At 60.3% G+C, this 18,694-nt stretch carries 17 protein-coding genes; 9 read left to right on the forward strand and 8 right to left on the reverse strand.

The genetic code is table 11. The features are described from left to right. Positions 1–265: 265 nt before the first annotated feature. From ACR0D6_RS00735 to ACR0D6_RS00745, 3 genes are all read right to left on the reverse strand, one after another. The gene (locus ACR0D6_RS00735) at positions 266–1,669 is read right to left on the reverse strand and encodes a TRAP transporter large permease (RefSeq protein ID WP_480449200.1); all 1,404 of its coding nucleotides are present in this window, start codon (positions 1,667–1,669) and stop codon (positions 266–268) included. Positions 1,670–1,672: 3 nt separating this feature from the next. Further along, the gene (locus tag ACR0D6_RS00740; protein ID WP_480764113.1) at positions 1,673–2,302 is read right to left on the reverse strand and encodes a TRAP transporter small permease subunit; all 630 of its coding nucleotides are present in this window, start codon (positions 2,300–2,302) and stop codon (positions 1,673–1,675) included. A 67-nt stretch (positions 2,303–2,369) separates the two neighbouring features. Beyond that, positions 2,370–3,386, reverse strand: coding sequence for a C4-dicarboxylate TRAP transporter substrate-binding protein (locus tag ACR0D6_RS00745; RefSeq protein WP_480726594.1), 1,017 nt, complete (start codon positions 3,384–3,386; stop codon positions 2,370–2,372). Between the two features lie 429 nt (positions 3,387–3,815). Between ACR0D6_RS00745 and acs the strand changes: the two genes are divergently transcribed. From acs to ACR0D6_RS00785, 8 genes are all read left to right on the forward strand, one after another. Next, positions 3,816–5,780: an acetate--CoA ligase gene (gene acs / locus ACR0D6_RS00750; protein WP_170650344.1), complete on the forward strand. Its 1,965-nt coding sequence runs from the start codon at positions 3,816–3,818 to the stop codon at positions 5,778–5,780. Positions 5,781–5,787: 7 nt separating this feature from the next. Next, positions 5,788–6,471 carry an adenylate kinase gene (locus ACR0D6_RS00755; protein ID WP_480764114.1) on the forward strand — a complete coding sequence of 228 codons (684 nt, stop codon included), beginning with the start codon at positions 5,788–5,790 and terminating at the stop codon, positions 6,469–6,471. 184 nt (positions 6,472–6,655) lie between these two features. Continuing rightward, positions 6,656–6,940, forward strand: a complete 285-nt coding sequence (locus tag ACR0D6_RS00760) for a DUF4212 domain-containing protein (protein WP_170650348.1) — start codon at positions 6,656–6,658, stop codon at positions 6,938–6,940. Between the two features lie 13 nt (positions 6,941–6,953). After that, the gene (locus ACR0D6_RS00765; protein WP_170650350.1) at positions 6,954–8,738 is read left to right on the forward strand and encodes a sodium:solute symporter family protein; all 1,785 of its coding nucleotides are present in this window, start codon (positions 6,954–6,956) and stop codon (positions 8,736–8,738) included. Between the two features lie 110 nt (positions 8,739–8,848). Next, the gene (locus ACR0D6_RS00770; RefSeq protein ID WP_480764115.1) at positions 8,849–10,672 is read left to right on the forward strand and encodes a DUF294 nucleotidyltransferase-like domain-containing protein; all 1,824 of its coding nucleotides are present in this window, start codon (positions 8,849–8,851) and stop codon (positions 10,670–10,672) included. An 80-nt stretch (positions 10,673–10,752) separates the two neighbouring features. Further along, on the forward strand, positions 10,753–11,271 hold the full coding sequence (locus tag ACR0D6_RS00775) for a hypothetical protein (RefSeq protein WP_480764116.1): 519 nt from the start codon (positions 10,753–10,755) through the stop codon (positions 11,269–11,271). 2 nt (positions 11,272–11,273) lie between these two features. Further along, positions 11,274–12,686, forward strand: a complete 1,413-nt coding sequence (locus ACR0D6_RS00780; RefSeq protein ID WP_480764117.1) for a 3'-5' exonuclease — start codon at positions 11,274–11,276, stop codon at positions 12,684–12,686. Between the two features lie 88 nt (positions 12,687–12,774). Next, positions 12,775–13,275, forward strand: coding sequence for a flavin reductase family protein (locus ACR0D6_RS00785; protein ID WP_480764118.1), 501 nt, complete (start codon positions 12,775–12,777; stop codon positions 13,273–13,275). A gap of 2 nt (positions 13,276–13,277) precedes the next feature. On the opposite strand, the gene ACR0D6_RS00790 is transcribed toward ACR0D6_RS00785, so the two are convergent. The 4 genes from ACR0D6_RS00790 to ACR0D6_RS00805 are packed head-to-tail and all read right to left on the reverse strand — an operon-like array spanning position 13,278 to position 15,713. Continuing rightward, the gene (locus ACR0D6_RS00790; protein WP_480764119.1) at positions 13,278–13,757 is read right to left on the reverse strand and encodes a DUF6505 family protein; all 480 of its coding nucleotides are present in this window, start codon (positions 13,755–13,757) and stop codon (positions 13,278–13,280) included. Next, entirely contained in the window at positions 13,754–14,461 is a 708-nt protein-coding gene (locus ACR0D6_RS00795) for a biotin/lipoate--protein ligase family protein (RefSeq protein ID WP_480764120.1), read from the reverse strand. The genes ACR0D6_RS00790 and ACR0D6_RS00795 overlap by 4 nt, the downstream gene beginning before the upstream one ends. Beyond that, positions 14,458–15,519, reverse strand: a complete 1,062-nt coding sequence (locus ACR0D6_RS00800; RefSeq protein ID WP_170650362.1) for an Mrp/NBP35 family ATP-binding protein — start codon at positions 15,517–15,519, stop codon at positions 14,458–14,460. The genes ACR0D6_RS00795 and ACR0D6_RS00800 overlap by 4 nt, the downstream gene beginning before the upstream one ends. Then, the gene (locus ACR0D6_RS00805; RefSeq protein ID WP_170651255.1) at positions 15,516–15,713 is read right to left on the reverse strand and encodes a DUF6494 family protein; all 198 of its coding nucleotides are present in this window, start codon (positions 15,711–15,713) and stop codon (positions 15,516–15,518) included. Before ACR0D6_RS00805 ends, ACR0D6_RS00800 begins: the two co-directional genes overlap by 4 nt. Before the next feature lie 64 nt (positions 15,714–15,777). Here ACR0D6_RS00805 and ACR0D6_RS00810 point away from each other — a divergent pair, with 64 nt between their 5' ends. Next, entirely contained in the window at positions 15,778–16,506 is a 729-nt protein-coding gene (locus ACR0D6_RS00810; protein ID WP_480764121.1) for a hypothetical protein, read from the forward strand. On the opposite strand, the gene ACR0D6_RS00815 is transcribed toward ACR0D6_RS00810, so the two are convergent. Then, positions 16,500–18,455 carry a 4Fe-4S binding protein gene (locus ACR0D6_RS00815; RefSeq protein WP_480764122.1) on the reverse strand — a complete coding sequence of 652 codons (1,956 nt, stop codon included), beginning with the start codon at positions 18,453–18,455 and terminating at the stop codon, positions 16,500–16,502. The two genes, ACR0D6_RS00810 and ACR0D6_RS00815, sit on opposite strands and share 7 nt — an antisense overlap. Positions 18,456–18,694: the final 239 nt, after the last annotated feature.

Raw genomic sequence — 18,694 nt, forward strand, 5'->3', positions numbered from 1 at the left:
CAGCGCGGCGGACCAGTGAATCGATAGAATGGAAAGGGGGCGCTGCCCCCGGAGTATTTTCAGCCAGATGAACAGGGGATCCGCTCTCCGACCGTAGCCAGAGAGCTTCACCTGGCGCGGTCATCGGCGCTCCCGCCTGTACCGCAGGTTCTTGATCGCACCAATGGGTTAAGGATCCGTTACTTCATCTGGCCCAAAATACTCCGGAGCGCGAGGCAGAGCCTCGCAATAAACCTGATTGGCCAAAAACGGTTGGCTGTGGCATCTAACCGGCAAGTGATGGCAGATAGAGGACGATGGCCGGAAAGGCCACCAACAACGCGATTGTCGCGGCATCCGCAATAAAGAACGGCATTACGCCGCGAAAGACGTCCTGTACGCTCAGGTCCGGGCGCACCCCCGCCACCACGAAGCAGTTCAAACCGATTGGCGGGGTGATCAGACAGAATTCGGCCATCTTCACCACAAGAATTCCGAACCAGATGGCGCACATCGGGCCGGACATGCCAAAGGCGCTATCTGCCGCACTCACGGTTTCCCCGCCGTTCAGCGCCATAACCGCCGGATAGACGACAGGCAGGGTCAGAAGCAGCATTCCGATGGCATCCATGAACATTCCCAGCACGGCATAGGCCAGCAAAATGCAGATCAAGATCAGCATGGGGGACATCTGCAGCGACGTGATCCAGTCAGAGAACGCGCCCGGCAAGTCAGCGAAGCCCAGAAAGCGGACGTATATCAGTACCCCCCAGATGATCGAAAAGATCATGGCCGTCAGTTTGGCCGTTTCCAGCAATGCGGACTTGAACTCAGCCCACCGCATTCCGTGGAACAGCGCAAAGCAGAACACGATGAAGGCTCCAATGGCGCCACCCTCGGTCGGGGTTCCCCAGGCCTGATCTCCGAACGGGTTGTAGACAAAGCAGATGATGATCAGGATGACGGCAACGATCGGCAAGGCTCCGGGCAGCACGACGAAGCGTTCGCGCCAGCTGAAACCGGTCACCGGCGGGCCGACGGTTTTAAAGATCACCGCGATGCCGACGATCAGCAACCCGTAGATCACTGCGGAAAAGGCGCCGGGGATGAACCCTGCCAGCAGCAGCTTACCCACGTCCTGTTCCACGATGATGGCGTAGATCACCAGAATTGCGGATGGTGGGATCAGCGAGGCGAGTGTTCCACCCGCCGCGACGACCCCTGCGGCGAAGCGCTTGTTGTAACCCACGGCCAACATTTCAGGGATGGCGATGCGGGCAAAAACCGCCGATGTGGCAACCGAAGCGCCGGACACGGCGGCAAATCCTGCGGTTGCAAAGACGGTCGAGACCGCGAGCCCTCCGGGAACCCAGGCCACCCAGCGTTTCGCTGCCTCGAACAACGCGCGGGTCAGACCCGCGTAGTAGGCCAGGTATCCAATCAGGATAAACGTCGGGATCAGGCTGAGCGTGTGCGAGGCGACCTTGGAATGGGGCACCTGCCCTGCGGTTTTGACTGCAACGGTCAGCGCCTTGCCAAAACGGTCCGGGTCATAGCCGAACTTGGCCCAGAATATCCAGACAAGCCCTACCAGACCCGCAAGGCCCGCGGCAAACGCGACCCGCATGCCAGTAACGACAAGGACCAGCAGCCCGCCTGTGACCCAAAGGCCGATGTCAATCGTGTCCATGCGCTATTCCTGCCCCTCAAGCTGCTCGGCTTCGGCAGCGGCCTGTGCTGCGGTGTCCTGTATCAGCGGCACTCCAGCGGGCTCTTCCAGACCCATTATGAATGCGCGCCCGTATCCCCAGATTTGCAGGATCAGCCGAAGGCACAAAACCGAGAAGGCAATCGGCGCCAGCAGTTTGGCGGGCCAGAGGGGGATGCCGATATCGATCGAGCTGTCGCGGCTCCATAGCGGCGCGCCAAAATCGAAGGACCGGTCAAAATGCGCCCAGCTGCCCCAGACCAGCGCCAGCATGAGGACGAGGATCAGGATCACCGAGATCAGCTCGAACAGCCACAATGCCCGCCCGCGCAAGCGCGAGATGACGATATCCATACGGATATGCCCGCCATCGCGCTGAACAAAGGAGACGCCAAGGAAGGCGATCAGGGGCATGGCCTGCTCGATCCAGTCCACATAGCCGGGCAGCGGTGCATTGAAGGCGTTTCGTCCGCCGACGGATACAACAGCAAGCACCATCAGCGAAAACACCGCAAATCCACTGAGCAGGGCCAGCACCCTTTCAAGCTTGAGTAAACGCTGATCCAAACGGCTCAGGAGGCTGCCATCCTCCAGCACCGTGGCATGTCCTGCCATCCCGGAATTCCCTTGTGTCGCGAAATCAGTCGTGATCCGGGCACCCGAGGGTGCCCGGTTTCAGGTCTCAGTTACCGCCGCGCTGCTGCTTCAGCGTGGCCTGAACGAGATCGTACAGGTCCTGTGCAGGCAGCCCTTGTTCCGACATATCGGCGATCCACTGTTCCCGGATCGGGTCAGCAGCCTTGGCACGGAATTCGTCAAGAACGGCATCGTCGATCGTGACTTTCTGCACGCCCTTCTCTTCCAGAACACCATCCCATTTCTTGAGCAGCTCGCCATAGTTGGCGAGGTAGTGCGCGATGGCTTCGTCGATAGAACTGTCCAGCGCCTCGCGATGTTCGGCCGGCAGGGCCTCATACGCCTCGATATTGACCACAACGGGGCAGTTCACGGTGCCGGGGTTCAGGTTGGCGGTCCACCAGTCGGCCTCGTTGATGGTGCCAAAGGACAGGTGGGCGTGCTGGGCAAAGGCCACAGTATCAACAACACCGGATTCCATCGCATTGAACGCCTCGGTCGCGGGTACTGATGTCGGAACGCCGCCGACCGCTTCGAACGCCTGACCCAGACCGCCGGTCGCGCGCACGCGCATGCCGTCGAATTCTGCAAGTTGGTCACGCGGGTCACCGGTACCCACCAGATTGTATTGCGGCATCGGTGAGGTCATCAGGATACGCGCGTTCCACTGCGCCATTTCATCCTTGACTGCCGGATGGGCATAGACTGCGTGGCTGACGGCCACCTCTTCATCCAGCGAATTCACGCCGAGGAAAGGCAGCTCAAGAACCGTGATCGCGCGGTTCTTGTCGCGGTGATAGCCCGCGCAGAACTGGGCCATCTCAAACGCGCCGATTTCGATGCCGTCCAGATTTTCCTTGGGTTTGGACAGGCCGCCATAGCTGACGTTGATGGTAAAGTCGCCGCCGGTCTTTTCGTTGACAAGCTCGGCCAGTTTTTCGACATGTTCGGTAAATGCGCGCCGTTTGCCCCAGACCGAGGCATTCCATTCGGTGGCCGACGCCTCGGCGACAAAGGCAAGGCTAATGGCGGCTACTGCCGCGCCGCTCAACATCTTGTGCATTTTATTCTCTCCCTGTGCGACGCCCCTTTGTCAGGGCGCTTGACGGTCAAGCTAGCGCCAACACTTGTGCCTGCCAACCCCTGCCGCCGGTGCCAGATCTAGCCACCCGGCAAACGGGAGCACGGCAATCGCTCGTGATCCGTCAGGTTGCGACCGGGAGCGCCGATAATTTGCAGGGTAAAGAGGGGATCGAAAATCCACACTTAGATCATTGTTATAGTTAAATTAATTTCTCCTATTTCGAAAAAGTTTACAAATTGACCGCAGAAGTAAAAATTTCTTTACAAACAAATTCAGGAAATACGGCAATTTATTTCTTTCTTTTCCGAACCCCGTATTATTCGACTTGGGGAGGAACCGGATCGACATTACCCAAACTGCGGGCAATATCGGTTCATGTAATCCAGTCCAGAGGGAGGAGCCTCAGAAATGACGACCGCTGCCCAGGCAGATGCCAAGGTGTACCCGCCATCCGCCGAAACCGTCGCACGTGCCCACGTTGATGCCGCGAAATATGCCGACATGTATGCGGCCTCGATTAACGACCCCGAGAAATTCTGGGATGAGCAAGGCAAGCGGGTCGACTGGATCAAGCCCTATACGCAGGTCAAGGACGTCAACTACAACTTCGGGAATGTCGGCATCAACTGGTATGCCGATGGTACACTGAACGTTTCTGCCAACTGTCTGGACCGCCACCTGAAAACCCGCGGCGACCAGACCGCGATCATCTGGGAGCCGGATGATCCAAACGATGCAGCACAACACATCTCTTATGCAGAGTTGCATCGTCGTACCTGCCGGATGGCCAACATTCTGGAATCGATGGGTGTTCGCAAGGGCGACCGGGTTGTGATTTACCTGCCGATGATCCCCGAAGCGGCCTATGCCATGCTGGCCTGCGCGCGGATCGGCGCCATTCATTCGATCGTCTTTGCCGGGTTCTCGCCGGATGCATTGGCCGCCCGTATCAACGGCTGTGAGGCCAAGGTTGTCATCACCGCCGACGAAGCCCCCCGCGGGGGCCGCAAGACGCCGCTGAAATCCAACGCGGACGCCGCCCTGCTGCATTGCAAGGACACGGTGAAGTGTTTGGTGGTCAAGCGCACCGGCGGTCAGACCACATGGGTCGACGGGCGCGACTATGACTATAACGAAATGGCGCTGGAAGCAGATGATTACTGCGCCCCCGCCGAGATGAATGCCGAAGACCCGCTGTTCATCCTTTATACCTCGGGTTCGACCGGCCAGCCCAAGGGCGTGGTGCACACGACCGGCGGTTATCTGGTCTATGCCTCGCTGACACATGAGGTCACGTTCGACTACCACGAAGGCGACATCTACTGGTGTACGGCAGATGTGGGCTGGGTCACCGGGCACAGCTATATCGTCTATGGTCCGCTTGCGAACGGGGCGACGACGCTGATGTTCGAGGGCGTGCCGACCTATCCGGATGCCAGCCGGTTCTGGCAGGTGTGTGAAAAGCACAAGGTGAACCAGTTCTATACCGCTCCCACCGCTCTGCGCGCGCTGATGGGTCAGGGCAACGAGTGGGTCGAGAAATGCGACCTGAGCGATCTGAAGGTTCTTGGCACCGTGGGCGAGCCGATCAACCCCGAGGCCTGGAACTGGTACAACGAGGTTGTTGGCGGTGGTCGCTGTCCCATCGTGGACACCTGGTGGCAGACCGAGACTGGCGGTCACCTGATGACCCCCCTGCCCGGCGCGCATGCTATGAAGCCCGGTTCGGCGATGAAGCCGTTCTTTGGCATCCTTCCGGTTGTTCTGGACCCGCAGTCGGGTGTCGAAATTCAGGGCAACGGGGTCGAGGGCGTTCTTTGCATCAAGGACAGCTGGCCCGGTCAGATGCGCACCGTCTGGGGCGATCATGAGCGGTTCGAGAAGACCTATTTCTCGGATTACAAAGGCTATTACTTCACCGGCGACGGATGCCGTCGCGACGAAGACGGTGATTACTGGATCACCGGCCGCGTCGATGACGTGATCAACGTCTCGGGTCACCGCATGGGTACGGCCGAGGTAGAAAGCGCGCTGGTGGCACACGCCGCTGTCGCCGAGGCTGCCGTGGTTGGTTATCCGCATGAAATCAAGGGGCAAGGCATCTATTGCTATGTTACCCTGATGAATGACCGCGAACCCAGCGATGAGTTGCTGAAAGAGCTGCGGACATGGGTGCGGACCGAAATCGGCCCGATTGCCAGCCCGGATGTGATCCAGTGGGCCCCCGGCCTGCCCAAGACCCGTTCGGGCAAGATCATGCGCCGTATCCTGCGCAAGATCGCCGAAAACGACTTTGGCTCGTTGGGTGACACTTCGACACTAGCCGATCCGTCGGTTGTCGAAGACCTGATCGAAAACCGCGCGAACAAGTGAGGGTGTGATGGACGCTGCCACAACCACCACCCCCGCCGTACTGATCCTTCTCGGCCCTCCCGGCGCCGGGAAGGGCACACAGGCACGGATGCTGGAAGACAAGTTCGGGCTGGTGCAACTCAGCACCGGTGATTTGCTGCGTGCGGCGGTTGCCGCAGGCACCGAGGCGGGCAAGGCTGCCAAGGCTGTCATGGAAGCCGGCGATCTAGTCAGTGACGAGATCGTCATTGCCATCCTGCGCGACCGTCTGGTCGAACCTGATTGCGCGCGCGGTGTCATTCTGGACGGCTTTCCGCGCACCACGATTCAGGCAGAGGCACTGGACGGTCTGCTGTCGGAAACCGATCAGAAGATCAACGCAGCCATCAGCCTTGAGGTCGAGGATGCCGAAATGGTGATCCGTATCTCGGGCCGCTACACCTGCGCCGGATGCGGCGAAGGGTTTCACGACCAGTTCAAGAAACCGGCGGTCGAAGGCGTTTGCGACAAATGCGGCAAGACCGAGTTCAGCCGCCGCGCCGACGACAACGCGGAAACCGTGGCTTCGCGCCTTACGGCGTACCACGCGCAGACCGCACCGCTGATCGGATATTACGATGGCAATGGCGTTCTGGTGCGCACCGACGCCATGGGCAAGATCGACGACATCGCCCGCGATCTGGAGAGGATCGTCGGCGACGCGATGAATTAAGGGGAGGAGAAGAGCCCGGCCAAGGGCTTTGATCCTGCAAAAGAATACTTCAATGGACCCGCCCTGGCGGACCGGAGAAGTTATGCCTGACGTCGACCTGGCGTTCGGCGCATCAAAGGGTGGCCCAACGTACTGGAGGAGTTGGGCATGGGGCCGCCCGAGGAGGAAGCAAGGAGGTACCGCAATGGCGGATCATTCAACAAACTCCGCGCAGACTGCCGAAGCCGACAAGGGCTATTGGCAGGCAAACCTGCGCCTCATCGTCATCAGCCTTATCATATGGGCGCTGGTGTCTTTCGGATTCGGCATTCTGCTGCGTCCGTTGCTGTCCGGCATCGCCGTTGGCGGCACCGATCTGGGCTTTTGGTTCGCTCAGCAGGGATCGATCCTGGTCTTTCTGGTGCTGATCTTCAACTACGCCTGGCGGATGAACAAGCTGGACGCCGAACACGGCGTGGGCGAAGATTAAGGGGCTGGGGACAATGGATCAGTTTACCATCAACCTGCTGTTTGTGGGCGCGTCCTTTGCGCTTTACATCGGCATCGCGATCTGGGCCCGCGCGGGGTCCACATCAGAATTCTATGCCGCCGGTCGCGGCATTCATCCGGTCACCAACGGTATGGCGACTGCGGCTGACTGGATGTCGGCGGCTTCGTTCATCTCGATGGCGGGCCTTATCGCCTTTACCGGCTACGACAACAGCTCGTTCCTGATGGGCTGGACCGGCGGCTACGTGCTGCTGGCGTTGCTGCTTGCGCCCTACCTGCGCAAGTTCGGCAAGTACACGGTATCGGAGTTCATCGGCGATCGCTTCTACAGCCAGACCGCGCGTATCGTTGCGGTGATCTGTCTGATCGTTGCGTCGGTGACCTACGTGATCGGTCAGATGACCGGCGTGGGCGTGGCCTTTGGCCGCTTTCTCGAGGTGTCGAATACCGCTGGTCTGCTGATCGGCGCGGGCGTCGTATTCGCCTATGCAGTGTTTGGCGGGATGAAGGGCGTGACCTACACTCAGGTCGCTCAGTACTGCGTGCTGATCACCGCCTATACCATCCCGGCAATCTTTATCTCGCTGCAGCTGACCGGCAATCCGATCCCGGCGCTGGGTCTGTTCGGTGACACCGCAGGCGGTGAGCCGCTGCTGACCAAGCTGGACGCCATCGTGGCCGAGCTGGGCTTTGCCGAATACACGGCGCACCATTCGAACACGCTGAACATGGTGCTGTTCACGCTGTCGCTGATGATCGGTACCGCCGGTCTGCCGCACGTGATCATGCGCTTCTTCACCGTGCCGAAAGTGTCCGACGCTCGTTGGTCCGCTGGCTGGGCGCTGGTGTTCATCGCGCTGCTGTACTTGACCGCCCCCGCGGTTGGCGCAATGGCCCGTCTGAACATCACCGACATGATGTGGCCCAATGGTGGCATCGAAGGTGGCGCTGTCTCGGTCGAGGAAATCGACAACGATCCGCGTTATGACTGGATGGCCACTTGGCAGAAAACCGGTCTGCTGGATTGGGAAGACAAAAACGGCGACGGCAAGATCCAGTACTACAACGACAAGAACGCCGACATGCAGGCGCTTGCCGAGGAAAAAGGCTGGGTTGGTAACGAGCTGACCAAGTTCAACCGTGACATCCTGGTTCTGGCGAACCCTGAAATCGCCAACCTGCCGGGTTGGGTTGTGGGTCTGGTTGCTGCCGGTGGTCTGGCTGCTGCTCTGTCCACGGCTGCGGGTCTGCTGCTGGCGATCTCGTCGGCTGTGTCCCACGACCTTGTCAAAGGTGCGATCAACCCGAATATCTCGGAAAAGGGTGAACTGCTGGCCGCGCGTATCGCTATGGCCGTGGCCATCGTTGTCGCAACCTATCTGGGTCTGAACCCACCGGGCTTTGCGGCGCAAACGGTTGCGCTTGCATTCGGTCTGGCGGCTGCCTCGATCTTCCCGGCGCTGATGATGGGGATCTTCTCGACCCGCATCAACAACACCGGTGCGGTTGCAGGTATGCTGGCAGGTCTGACGGTCACGTTGGTCTACATCTTCCTGCACAAGGGCTGGTTGTTCATTCCGGGCACCAACTCGTTCACCGATGCTGACCCGCTGCTGGGTCCGATCAAGTCGACCTCGTTCGGCGCCATCGGTGCAATGGTCAACTTTGGCGTCGCCTATGTGGTCGCCGGCATGACCAAGGAGACTCCGCAGGAGATCAAGGATCTGGTCGAAAGCGTGCGCATTCCCCGTGGCGCGGGCGCGGCTCAGGATCACTGAGTCGGATGCGGCTGGCGGTGTCTGACACTCTGGCCGCAACCTTCGACCCACTGTTCCCGCCCGGCACACCACCGGGCGGGGCTTTTCGTTAAGACATCAAGAGACCACACATGGCCCTGTCGTCCGATCACATCACGCGGTTTCTGAAATCCGTACACCCGTATGACGCCCTGCCGATGGACGAACTGAACGCCATGGCGCCGCAGATTGAGGTGCGGGACGTCGAACAGGGCATGGGCGTGTACGCGCTGGGTGACGCACTGCCCGGATTGTTCATCATTTACGAAGGCCAGATCGAGATCACCGACGCAAACGGCGTGGTTGTTTCCCATCTGGGCCTGCGCAATTCGTTTGGCGAGCGGGGCCTGCTGCGGGACGGCAAGGCCGCCACCCATGCAAGGGCAGATGCGCCGACGACATTACTGGTGCTGCCCCCTGCCCTGTTCCGCAGACTTATTTCCGAGCATCAGATCGTGGCCCGGTTTTTCAACCGCTCCCGCGCGCCGCGGCCCGAGCAGCAGACACTTGCCACCAGCCGTATCGACACACTGATGACGCGTGACCCGGCGATTTGCCCTCTGGCCACCTCGGTGCAGGAAGCTGCGCAGCTGATGCGGGATCGCGGCATCTCGTCCCTGTGCATCACCGATGGCAATGCGCTGCAGGGCATTGTCACTGTGCGCGATCTGTCCGGAAAGGTCGTTGCCGAGGCGCTGCCCGCATCGACCCCTATTTCTCAGGTCATGACCGCCGATCCGATCACTCTATCGCCGGGCGATATCGGGTCGGATGTGCTGCATGCCATGATGGAGCGCAATATCGGCCACATACCGATTACCGAGGGCAATCGGCTTGTCGGCATGGTCACGCAAACGGATCTGACACATTATCAGGCCGTCAGTTCAGCCGAGCTGGTGCGCCGCATCGCCCATGCGCCATCGGCAAAGGACATGGCGCATGTCACCGCCGAAATCCCGCAACTGCTTGTGCAATTGGTGGCCGGTGGCAATCGGCACGAGATCGTCACGCGCCTGATCACCGACATCGCAGATACGGCCACGCGCCGCCTGCTGACACTGGCCGAGGACAAGCTGGGGCCGCCGCCGGTCCCCTACCTGTGGCTGGCCTGCGGATCGCAGGGGCGGCAGGAACAGACCGGCGTTTCGGATCAGGACAATTGCCTGATGCTGGATGACAGCGTGACGGATGCCGACATGCCGTATTTCCACGCTCTGGCCAAATTCGTCTCGGACGGGCTGGATACTTGCGGGTATTTCTACTGCCCCGGCGACATGATGGCGACCAATCCGCGCTGGTGCCAGCCGGTTCGGGTCTGGCGCGAGTATTTTTCGGGCTGGATTGCCAAGCCAAACCCAGAGGCGCAAATGCTGGCCTCGGTCATGTTCGATCTGCGCCCGATTGGCGGCGCGTTCGGGCTGTTTCAGGACTTGCAGGCCGACACGCTGAAGGCCGCCAGCAACAATTCGATCTTTGTGGCCCATATGATTTCGAACTCGCTGAAACACACACCACCGCTGGGACTGCTGCGGGGTTTTGCAACCATCCGGTCGGGCGAGCATCGCAACACGCTGGATCTGAAACACAACGGTGTGGTTCCGATTGTCGATCTGGCGCGCATTTATGCGCTAAAGGGGCAATTGACCGAGGCAAATACGCGGGCAAGGCTGGAGGCGGCCGAAGCCGCCGGCGTCATCAGCCCTTCGGGTGCGCGCGATCTGCTGGATGCTTATGATCTGATCGCAGAAACCCGGTTGGAGCATCAGGTGGCGCTGGTCAGGTCGGGCGGAAAACCGGACAACTACATGCCACCGACCGAGCTTTCGGATTTCGAACGCAGCCATCTGAGGGACGCTTTTGTGGTGGTCAAAACGATGCAGTCGGCGGTTGGACACGGAAAAGGGATGCTGAGTTAGCATCAGGGTAATAACATTTGCGTGTATCGCCCCGGGCGGCACCAATATCGGCGCAGAGCGCCGCAGGACGGAGAGACACCATGTTTCTGGAATTGATCGGCACAGTTTTCGCGGGTTTCGCCGTGGCCGGTATCGTAATGCTGCTGAACATGGTGACAGGCGGCCGCCTGCCCCGCTGGGCCGCGCCCGTGGGGGCCGGGCTTGGGATGATCGCCGTCACCATCGGCAGTGAATATTCGTGGTACGACCGCACGCGCGACGCCCTGCCCGACGGTCTGGCCGTCGTGCAGGAGGTTGAAAGCCGCGCCATCTATCGCCCTTGGACCTATGCGGTTCCCTTCGTGGACAGGTTTGCCGCCATCGACACCACGTCGGTTCGTACCAATGAACAGGTTCCGGATCAGCGATTGGTCGATCTGTATTTCTTTGGTCGCTGGGCTCCGGTTTCGAAACTGCCCGTCGCCGTTGACTGCGCCGGAAACCGGCGGGCCAACCTGATCGACGGGGCCGAGTTCGGCGATGACGGCGCCCTGCTGAATGCGTCCTGGGTGAAGGCCGGCACCAACGATCCGATCATCGAGGCAACCTGCGAGGTCTGATCATGCTGACCCGGCTGAGCCTGCGTCTGAGAATCTTTCTGTTCTTCTGCCTGCTGGCCGTTGGCGGCCTTGTTGTCAGCGCGCTGGCGCTGTGGATCAGCTATGCGCGGCTGGGCGATCCGGATGTCTCAGATGCGTTTGTCTTTGCCGGGATTGTGATCTCGTTCGGTCTGCTTGCGCTGGTGGCCGGTGTCTGGCTGCTGTTCGACGACAACGTTGCCAAACCGATCGAACGTCTTTCGGCCGAGCTGCGCGCCCGGGCCCATGCCGGGGTCAGTTCCGATATGGACGTGCAGGCCGCCCGCTATCTTGGCGACCTTGCGCCCGCCGCCGCAGGTCTGGCGGAGCAACTGGCCGACAAGGCCATGAACACCGCCGAAGCGGTTGCTGCCGAGACCGCGCATCTGTCGGCGGAGAAACAGCGCCTGACTGCCCTGTTGACCGAAATTCCGGTTGCGATGCTGCTGGCCGGGCCGACGCACAAGATCGTTCTGTATGACGCTCAGGCCGCTGAGGTTCTGGCGCAGATCGCGCATCCACGGCTGAACGCGTCGCTGTTCGACTATCTGGATCGGGAGCCGCTTGAAAAAGCCTATGCCCAGTTGGTCAAAAGCGGGATGGATGCTTATTGCACACTCAGCAGCGTTGACGGCGCGCAGACCTATACAGCCCGAATGAAGCCGCTGGGGGATGCCCCGGGTTACATGCTGATTTTCGAGGACAGCGTCGCCCGCATTCCACCCGAAGCAGCCCGGCCGCTGGTCTACGATTTCGAGCTGCTGGACACGCCGGGCGATGATCTGTTCGAGAACCGCAAACTGTCCGATTTGTGTTTTGTCGTCTTCGACACCGAAACCACCGGCCTGCTGCCCCATAAGGATGAGATCGTTCAGATCGGCGCGGTTCGCGTTCTCAGGGGCAGGATCATAGAAGGCGAACAGATGGACACGCTGGTTGATCCGGGCATGCCGATCCCGCCTGCATCGACCAGAGTGCACAAGGTCAGCGACAGAATGGTTCAGGGCGCGCCGGATATTGCCGAGGCCGGCCGCAGGTTCCACCATTTTGCACGGGACGCGGTGATAGTTGCGCATAACGCACCCTTCGACATGGCGTTTCTGCGCCGTCATGCCACGAAGATGGATGTCAGCTGGGATCATCCGATCCTTGATACGGTTCTGTTGTCCGCCGTTCTGTTCGGGGCAAGCGAGGTTCATACGCTGGACGCGGTCTGTGATCGTCTGGGCGTCACGATACCGGAAACCCTGCGCCATACGGCGTTGGGGGATGCCGTCGCCACGGCTGAGGTTCTGGTGAAGATGCTGCCGATGCTGAAATCGCGCGGCATGAGGACATTTGGCGATGTGATCGCCGAGACGCGCAAGCACGGACGGTTGCTGGAAGATCTGAACTGAATGTGAAAGGCGCAGGTCAGAGTCAGCTTTCCATGGACAATCCCCTCGCGGCGTGGCACGTGATGCGCGGCCACCCAATGAGCACGCGATGACCGAAAACGTCTTTACCCCAAGCCCGGATCGAACCCTTGCATTTCGCGAGGCTCTGGGATGTTTCGGTACCGGTGTGACTGTCGTTACGACAACGATGGGTGACGCCCCTGTCGCCATAACCGTAAACTCTTTTTCCTCGGTGTCTTTGGACCCGCCGCTGGTTCTTTGGTGTCTGGGCAAGGATTCCAATCGCTTTGATGCGTTCCACTCGGCCGATCACTATTCCATCCATGTCATGGCCGAGGAACAGCAAAATCAAGCGCTTCGCTTTGCGCGGAACGGTTTGGATTTTTCACATGCAGACTGGGCGCATGACCATAAACGCAGGCCGGTGCTGTCCGGATGTCTGGCGCGGTTCGACTGCAAACTGTTCAACCGTCACGACGCGGGGGATCATCTGATCCTTGTGGGGGAAGTTGAGAACGTGATGCATCGCACCGGCAAGGGGCTGATATTCAAGCGCGGACAGTTCGGGTCGTTCATCGACCTGCTGTAAGGCTATTCATCCAGCGATCCATGGACGGCAAGCGCTTCCAGCTCGGCATCCTGTGGGGTGATGGCCCGGTACGCCTCGTGAACGCCAGCCTCGGTCAACTCGCGCGCGACCGTCAGCAGGGTGTTGGGGTCGTGATCATCGCAGAGTTCGGACATATGCGCGATTTCTTCGCGGGCGACGCCCAGTGCCGCCTCGATCGAGGGTGCGCCGTACAGCTGCACGAAATGCGCAGCCAATGCGTCGGCCAGCCGTTCACGCTCGGCCTGTTCGATCTGCGTCACGGCCACAAACGTCACCCGACCAAAGGTTTCCAGACCCAGCCAGCCATTGGCAAAGGCCTGCCGCGCCTTGCCTTCCAGATCGCCCTCGCCCCAGTTGGAGAACTCGAACCCGCCCGAGATGCACCATTCGCCGGTCCGGGCCGGGGAATGAAAGACATGTGTATCGCTTTCATCGAAATGAATGGCACGGGCCAGTTTCATGACGGTTTCTCCAACAGGGTTGTCAGGGGGTGAAGGTGCGTGTCCGCGCCATCGCGGATCAGCATTCCGAACCTTTCATCAGTTCCGAGGAATATCCCCGAATGCCCTTGCCGCTCAATCGGTTCGCCGACGCCACGCAGCAGGCCCATCCATTCGCCGTGCAAAGGGGCGTTGCCATCCTCTTCCCACCGGTTGAGCCAGGTCAGCGTGTGGCGCGACCAGCTTTCGATCAGCTGAACCGGCGAAACATCGGCGCAGCCTTCATCATAAAGTGCGGTAATGTCCGGTGTCTCGCCCGGAGCGTGGCCGGTCTGCAGCAATGTCAGATCCCAGCCGACCACGAGCCAGTCTGGAACCTGAGTCGGATCAAAGGTCGAGGCGGCAACGTGAAATTGCCCGCATCTGGCCCCGTTGACGCAAATCAGCCCGCCCCAGCCCAGATGAACGGCAACCTCGGGCGGGGCCAGTGCGCCCAGCGCGTTCTGGAACCCGACCGCACATAGGGGCAACATCGCCATTGCGTCCTGCAAAGGTATTTCCGGGGCAAAAACGATGGCCACCCGCAGGTGATCGGCCTGAATGTTGTAGGTGATGGTACCCGCGTCACAGCCCAGCGCGGCAAGCGCCTGCGCGCGGTCAAAGGGGTCTTCCCCGCCCTGCACGGGATAACCCTGAAGCAAAGGGGGAAAGACCGGCTGGTTCATGCGTTGCCTTTGGCGATCAGGTCACGGGCAATCCTGCGGAAGGCCTCGGCCTGTTGGCTTTCGGGCTTGCTGACGACAATCGGCGCGCCGCCATCCGCAGCAACGCGGATATCCAGATGCAGCGGGATTTCACCCAACAGCGGAACGTCCAATTCTTTGGCCTCGGCCGCAACGCCGCCATGGCCGAACACATGTTCCTCGTGCCCGCAATTCGAGCATATATGGGTGGACATGTTTTCGATCATGCCGTGGATCGGTGTCTTGAGCTGACGGAACATGTCGATCCCCTTGCGCGCGTCGATCAGCGCGACGTCCTGCGGGGTCGAGACGACGATGGCGCCGTCCACCTTGAACTTCTGGCTCAGCGTAAGCTGCACGTCACCGGTGCCGGGCGGCAGGTCGACGATCAGTACGTCCAGTGCGCCCCATTGCACCTGACCCATCATCTGTTGCAATGCGCCCATCAGCATCGGGCCACGCCAGACAACTGCCTGTCCTTCGTTTACCATCAGGCCCATCGACATCATGGTCACGCCGTGATTGCGCAGCGGCAGGATGGTTTTGCCATCCGGGCTGGCCGGGCGGCCGGACACGCCAAGCATGCGCGGCTGCGACGGGCCATAGACGTCAGCATCCAGCAGGCCCACCCTGCGACCTTCGGCGGCCAGTGCGCAGGCAAGGTTAGCCGAAACGGTGGATTTACCGACACCGCCCTTACCCGATGCAACGGCGATGATCCTGTCCACGCCCGGCACTGCCTGCGGACCGGTTTGCGAGGGTTTGGGTTTGGGTTTCAGATCGGGCGGCGCCTTTTCCGAATGCGCGGTCATCATGGCCGAAACATTCGCGACCCCTTCGACCATCTGCGCCGCCTGTTCGGCCGTTGCACGAACAGGCTCCATCCGCTCGGCCTGTTTCGGGTCGATCTCAAGCACAAAGCGAACCGTGTCGCCTTCGACATTCAGGGCGCGGACAATACCCGCGCTGACAATATCCTGCCCCGAGACAGGATCGGTAATCTTTTTTAGGTTCGCCAGAACCGCGTCACGGACGCTCATGCCTCGTCATCCTTGATCTGACCTGTCACCACATGCTCGACCTCCAGCCCATCGATGGTCAGAACCACGCGGGCCTCAAAGCTTTTTCCGGCAGGCGAGCCTGCTTTGCGCAGACCTTCCTCGATCGCCTGCTGACTGGTTACGCCAACCTGCTTGAGGAATTTGCGCATCGACATGTTGTAGTCGCCGCTCATTGCATGTTTCTCCGTCTCATTCTGTTCATTTGACGCATTTGCCCCGCCGCCGTTAGGCTGAGCCATGCGCTTTGTCCTTTTGTGCCTGAGCCTGATGCTCTCCGCCAGCCCTTCCTCGTCGCAGGAAGCTCTTGGACTGGCAGCTCCGGACGAAGTAGCACGATCCGGTATCCTGAAACATATCCTTCCCCGCTTCTCTCTCAAGACCGGGATTCGCGTTGTCGCAGAAAAAGACGGCGTGATGAAGCTAAGTGTCGAGCCGTCGGGCGATCCGGTTTTTGCACGGGATGATGTTATCTATCATCTGAGCATCGAGGATACCCCACCCCAGCAAAAGTTCCGCGACTGGTTGTTATCGGATATCGGCAAGCGCACGGTCGAAAGTTTCACTCCTGACACAGGCGGGCCATTTACCGCGCATTTCGAGGTCGCGGACATTCAGGAAGTGGCGCAACCCGATGCCGACACGGCCCTTGGCGAGAAACTTGCCCTGACCCATTGCGGGCGCTGCCATGTGATTGGCCCGCAGAACCGGATGAACGGATTGGGGTCTACCCCGTCCTTTTCAGTGTTGCGTTCCTTTCCTGACTGGTCCGAGCGGTTTCAGCAGTTCTATGTTCTCAATCCGCACCCCTCATTCACACAAATCGACGGCGTTACCCCGCCATTCGACCCCGAGCGCCCGTCGCCGATCCATCCCGTGACGATCACGCTGGATGAACTGGAGGCGATTCTGGGGTTTGTGTCCATCGTTGCCGCCGCCGATCTGGGCGCGCCGCTGAAGCATCAGTGATCCTTGCGCTTGCTGAAATAGTCATCCGTCGTCACCACGCGCGGTTTGGGATTTGACGTGAACGGATTGTCCTGACTGTGAAACTGTGCCTGCACCCGGCAATCGTCACACATCTGGATCATTTTGGCTTGCTCGGACGAGGCGAACATCGGGTGCGAGCCCGCCAGTTTCTGCATGATCCGCTCAACCGTCGATTTCACCCCGAAAGGCGCCCCGCATTCGATGCAGGCAAACGGCTCTTCCTCGTTCAGGACCTGCTGCGAAAGGGCGGCGTCACTGAGATTCAGTTGCGGAACTAGTGCAATTGCGCTTTCCGGGCAGATCGTGCGGCACAGCCCGCATTGCAGGCAGGCGTCCTCCTGAAAGTTGAGCTGGGGTTTGTCGGGGTTGTCGATCAATGCGCCGGACGGGCAGAGAGACACGCAGCTCAGACATAGGGTACAGGCATCTGTATTCACCGCAATCGCCCCATAGGGCGCGTGATCTGGCAGTGGCAGCGGTTGTTCGGCACTGGGGTTCAAAGCCTGCGCTGCAAGACGAGCGATCTGTCGTCTGTTGCCCATGGGAAGCACCGGATCGGACAATGGAACCGGGACGTCGTGACCATAAAGCAGATCAGCCAGAAGTTCCGGGTCGCTTTCGTCTATCATACCCAGCCGTCCTTTGCCCGCGATGGCTTCGGCCAGTGCAATTTCGCGCGTGAGTGCATCCCTCTCGGTCGTTGGGGCAAGCAAAACGTCTACGCGGGCGAAGCCGTGGGCCAGCCCGGCCAGCATCTCGGCATGGCCAAAGCCGGAAACGACGCCCAGCTCCAGCGGGATCACGTCAGCGGGCAAGCCCCGACCAAAACGGGCCATCAGGCGGATCATATCTGCCCCATGGGCGTCATGCACCAGCAGCCGGGGCGCGGTTCCGCCAGCCCGCCGATAGGTGCGGGCAAGGATGTGGATACGCGCCAGAAGGGAGGACACGGTAGGATCCTCATACGTGATGGCAGTCGAGGGGCAAAGCGCCGCGCACTCACCACATCCGGCGCAAACCATCGGGTCAATCGTCACATGGTCCCCGGCGGGCGTGATGGCCCCTGTGGGGCAAATGTCCAGACAGTTGGAACACCCGGTCTGGCCGGCGCGGGAATGGGCGCAAAGTGTTTCTTCAACCCGTACGTAAAGAGGTTTTTCAAATGTCCCGATCAGTTGCGCGGCATCAAACGCCAGCCGTGCAACCGCGACGGGATCACGGGGATCGGCACGCAGATACCCTTCGCGCTTGTCCGGTGCCTGAACAAAAGGCGTGCCGCCGGTCAGGTCGATGATGATATCGCAGCGAGAGGTGGCGCCATCGCGCGGATCGGTCCAGCGGTAATCGCCCCGCCCGCCCGGTTCCGTCTGCTGAAGCGCGCCCAGCTTGAGGTCGAACCCACCCAGCGCGCCGGCTACAGTCTGCAGCCTGCCCCGGACGGTATCAAATTTACGAGAGAGCGGGGTGGCGTCATCCGTCGCAAGTACGGTCACGGCAAGCACATCCGACAATCGTTCGGCCAGATCGAATGCCACGTCGCCCGGCCCGACAATGAAACAGACGCCTTCGCTGATCACATCGACACTGGGCGTAATCGGTTGCGGCAATAGTGCTTCGGCCGCCAGCGCTGCCATTTTGGGCCCTGCCGAGTCGCCCTGCCCGGACCAGCCGGCACGGTCGCGCAGATCAACAAAGCCGGGTTCGTCCACGCCCAGTTCTTCGGCCAGTTCCTGAAACACTTGCTGCTCCTGTCCGCAGGCGATTACAACCTGATCATCCTGCGTAATCAGCTCGGCAGCCATGCCCAATTCCCGGGTGCAAAGAGCGGAATGAACCCGCGTGCATTCGACGCCGCACGAGGTGCTGAGCGAGGCGGCGTCCAGCGACTGAGATCCCTCGCAGTCGCATAGCAAAAGTTTTTTACCCATATCCTCCCCTCGGGCTTTGGTTCGGCCTTGTGTCAACCATAGCGCAAAGCCGGGCTTTGGTAAGGCAACGCGGTGGCTCGCGAATATTTGTGCACTATAGTTCACACCTCACGCATTACCAGAGGTGTCGGATATCCGCACGGCAATGGACAAAAAATGGTGATTCCTGCCTGCACCAATCGATCTGGACTTGGCACGAGGCCAATTTATGTACCATAGTACACATCAGAGAAGGCAGG

This window comes from Ruegeria sp. BJ6 (assembly GCF_056537885.1).

What these genes read in the sequence shown, in the direction of transcription:
- ACR0D6_RS00795 (WP_480764120.1), bottom strand. Translation starts at nt 14,461, where the DNA reads ATGAACCAGCCGGTCTTTCCCCCTTTGCTTCAGGGTTATCCCGTGCAG.
- ACR0D6_RS00760 (WP_170650348.1), top strand. Translation starts at nt 6,656, where the DNA reads ATGGCGGATCATTCAACAAACTCCGCGCAGACTGCCGAAGCCGACAAG.
- ACR0D6_RS00780 (WP_480764117.1), top strand. Translation starts at nt 11,274, where the DNA reads ATGCTGACCCGGCTGAGCCTGCGTCTGAGAATCTTTCTGTTCTTCTGC.
- ACR0D6_RS00765 (WP_170650350.1), top strand. Translation starts at nt 6,954, where the DNA reads ATGGATCAGTTTACCATCAACCTGCTGTTTGTGGGCGCGTCCTTTGCG.
- ACR0D6_RS00770 (WP_480764115.1), top strand. Translation starts at nt 8,849, where the DNA reads ATGGCCCTGTCGTCCGATCACATCACGCGGTTTCTGAAATCCGTACAC.
- ACR0D6_RS00740 (WP_480764113.1), bottom strand. Translation starts at nt 2,302, where the DNA reads ATGGCAGGACATGCCACGGTGCTGGAGGATGGCAGCCTCCTGAGCCGT.
- ACR0D6_RS00775 (WP_480764116.1), top strand. Translation starts at nt 10,753, where the DNA reads ATGTTTCTGGAATTGATCGGCACAGTTTTCGCGGGTTTCGCCGTGGCC.
- ACR0D6_RS00735 (WP_480449200.1), bottom strand. Translation starts at nt 1,669, where the DNA reads ATGGACACGATTGACATCGGCCTTTGGGTCACAGGCGGGCTGCTGGTC.
- ACR0D6_RS00805 (WP_170651255.1), bottom strand. Translation starts at nt 15,713, where the DNA reads ATGAGCGGCGACTACAACATGTCGATGCGCAAATTCCTCAAGCAGGTT.
- ACR0D6_RS00810 (WP_480764121.1), top strand. Translation starts at nt 15,778, where the DNA reads ATGCGCTTTGTCCTTTTGTGCCTGAGCCTGATGCTCTCCGCCAGCCCT.
- acs (WP_170650344.1), top strand. Translation starts at nt 3,816, where the DNA reads ATGACGACCGCTGCCCAGGCAGATGCCAAGGTGTACCCGCCATCCGCC.
- ACR0D6_RS00745 (WP_480726594.1), bottom strand. Translation starts at nt 3,386, where the DNA reads ATGCACAAGATGTTGAGCGGCGCGGCAGTAGCCGCCATTAGCCTTGCC.
- ACR0D6_RS00755 (WP_480764114.1), top strand. Translation starts at nt 5,788, where the DNA reads ATGGACGCTGCCACAACCACCACCCCCGCCGTACTGATCCTTCTCGGC.
- ACR0D6_RS00785 (WP_480764118.1), top strand. Translation starts at nt 12,775, where the DNA reads ATGACCGAAAACGTCTTTACCCCAAGCCCGGATCGAACCCTTGCATTT.
- ACR0D6_RS00815 (WP_480764122.1), bottom strand. Translation starts at nt 18,455, where the DNA reads ATGGGTAAAAAACTTTTGCTATGCGACTGCGAGGGATCTCAGTCGCTG.
- ACR0D6_RS00800 (WP_170650362.1), bottom strand. Translation starts at nt 15,519, where the DNA reads ATGAGCGTCCGTGACGCGGTTCTGGCGAACCTAAAAAAGATTACCGAT.
- ACR0D6_RS00790 (WP_480764119.1), bottom strand. Translation starts at nt 13,757, where the DNA reads ATGAAACTGGCCCGTGCCATTCATTTCGATGAAAGCGATACACATGTC.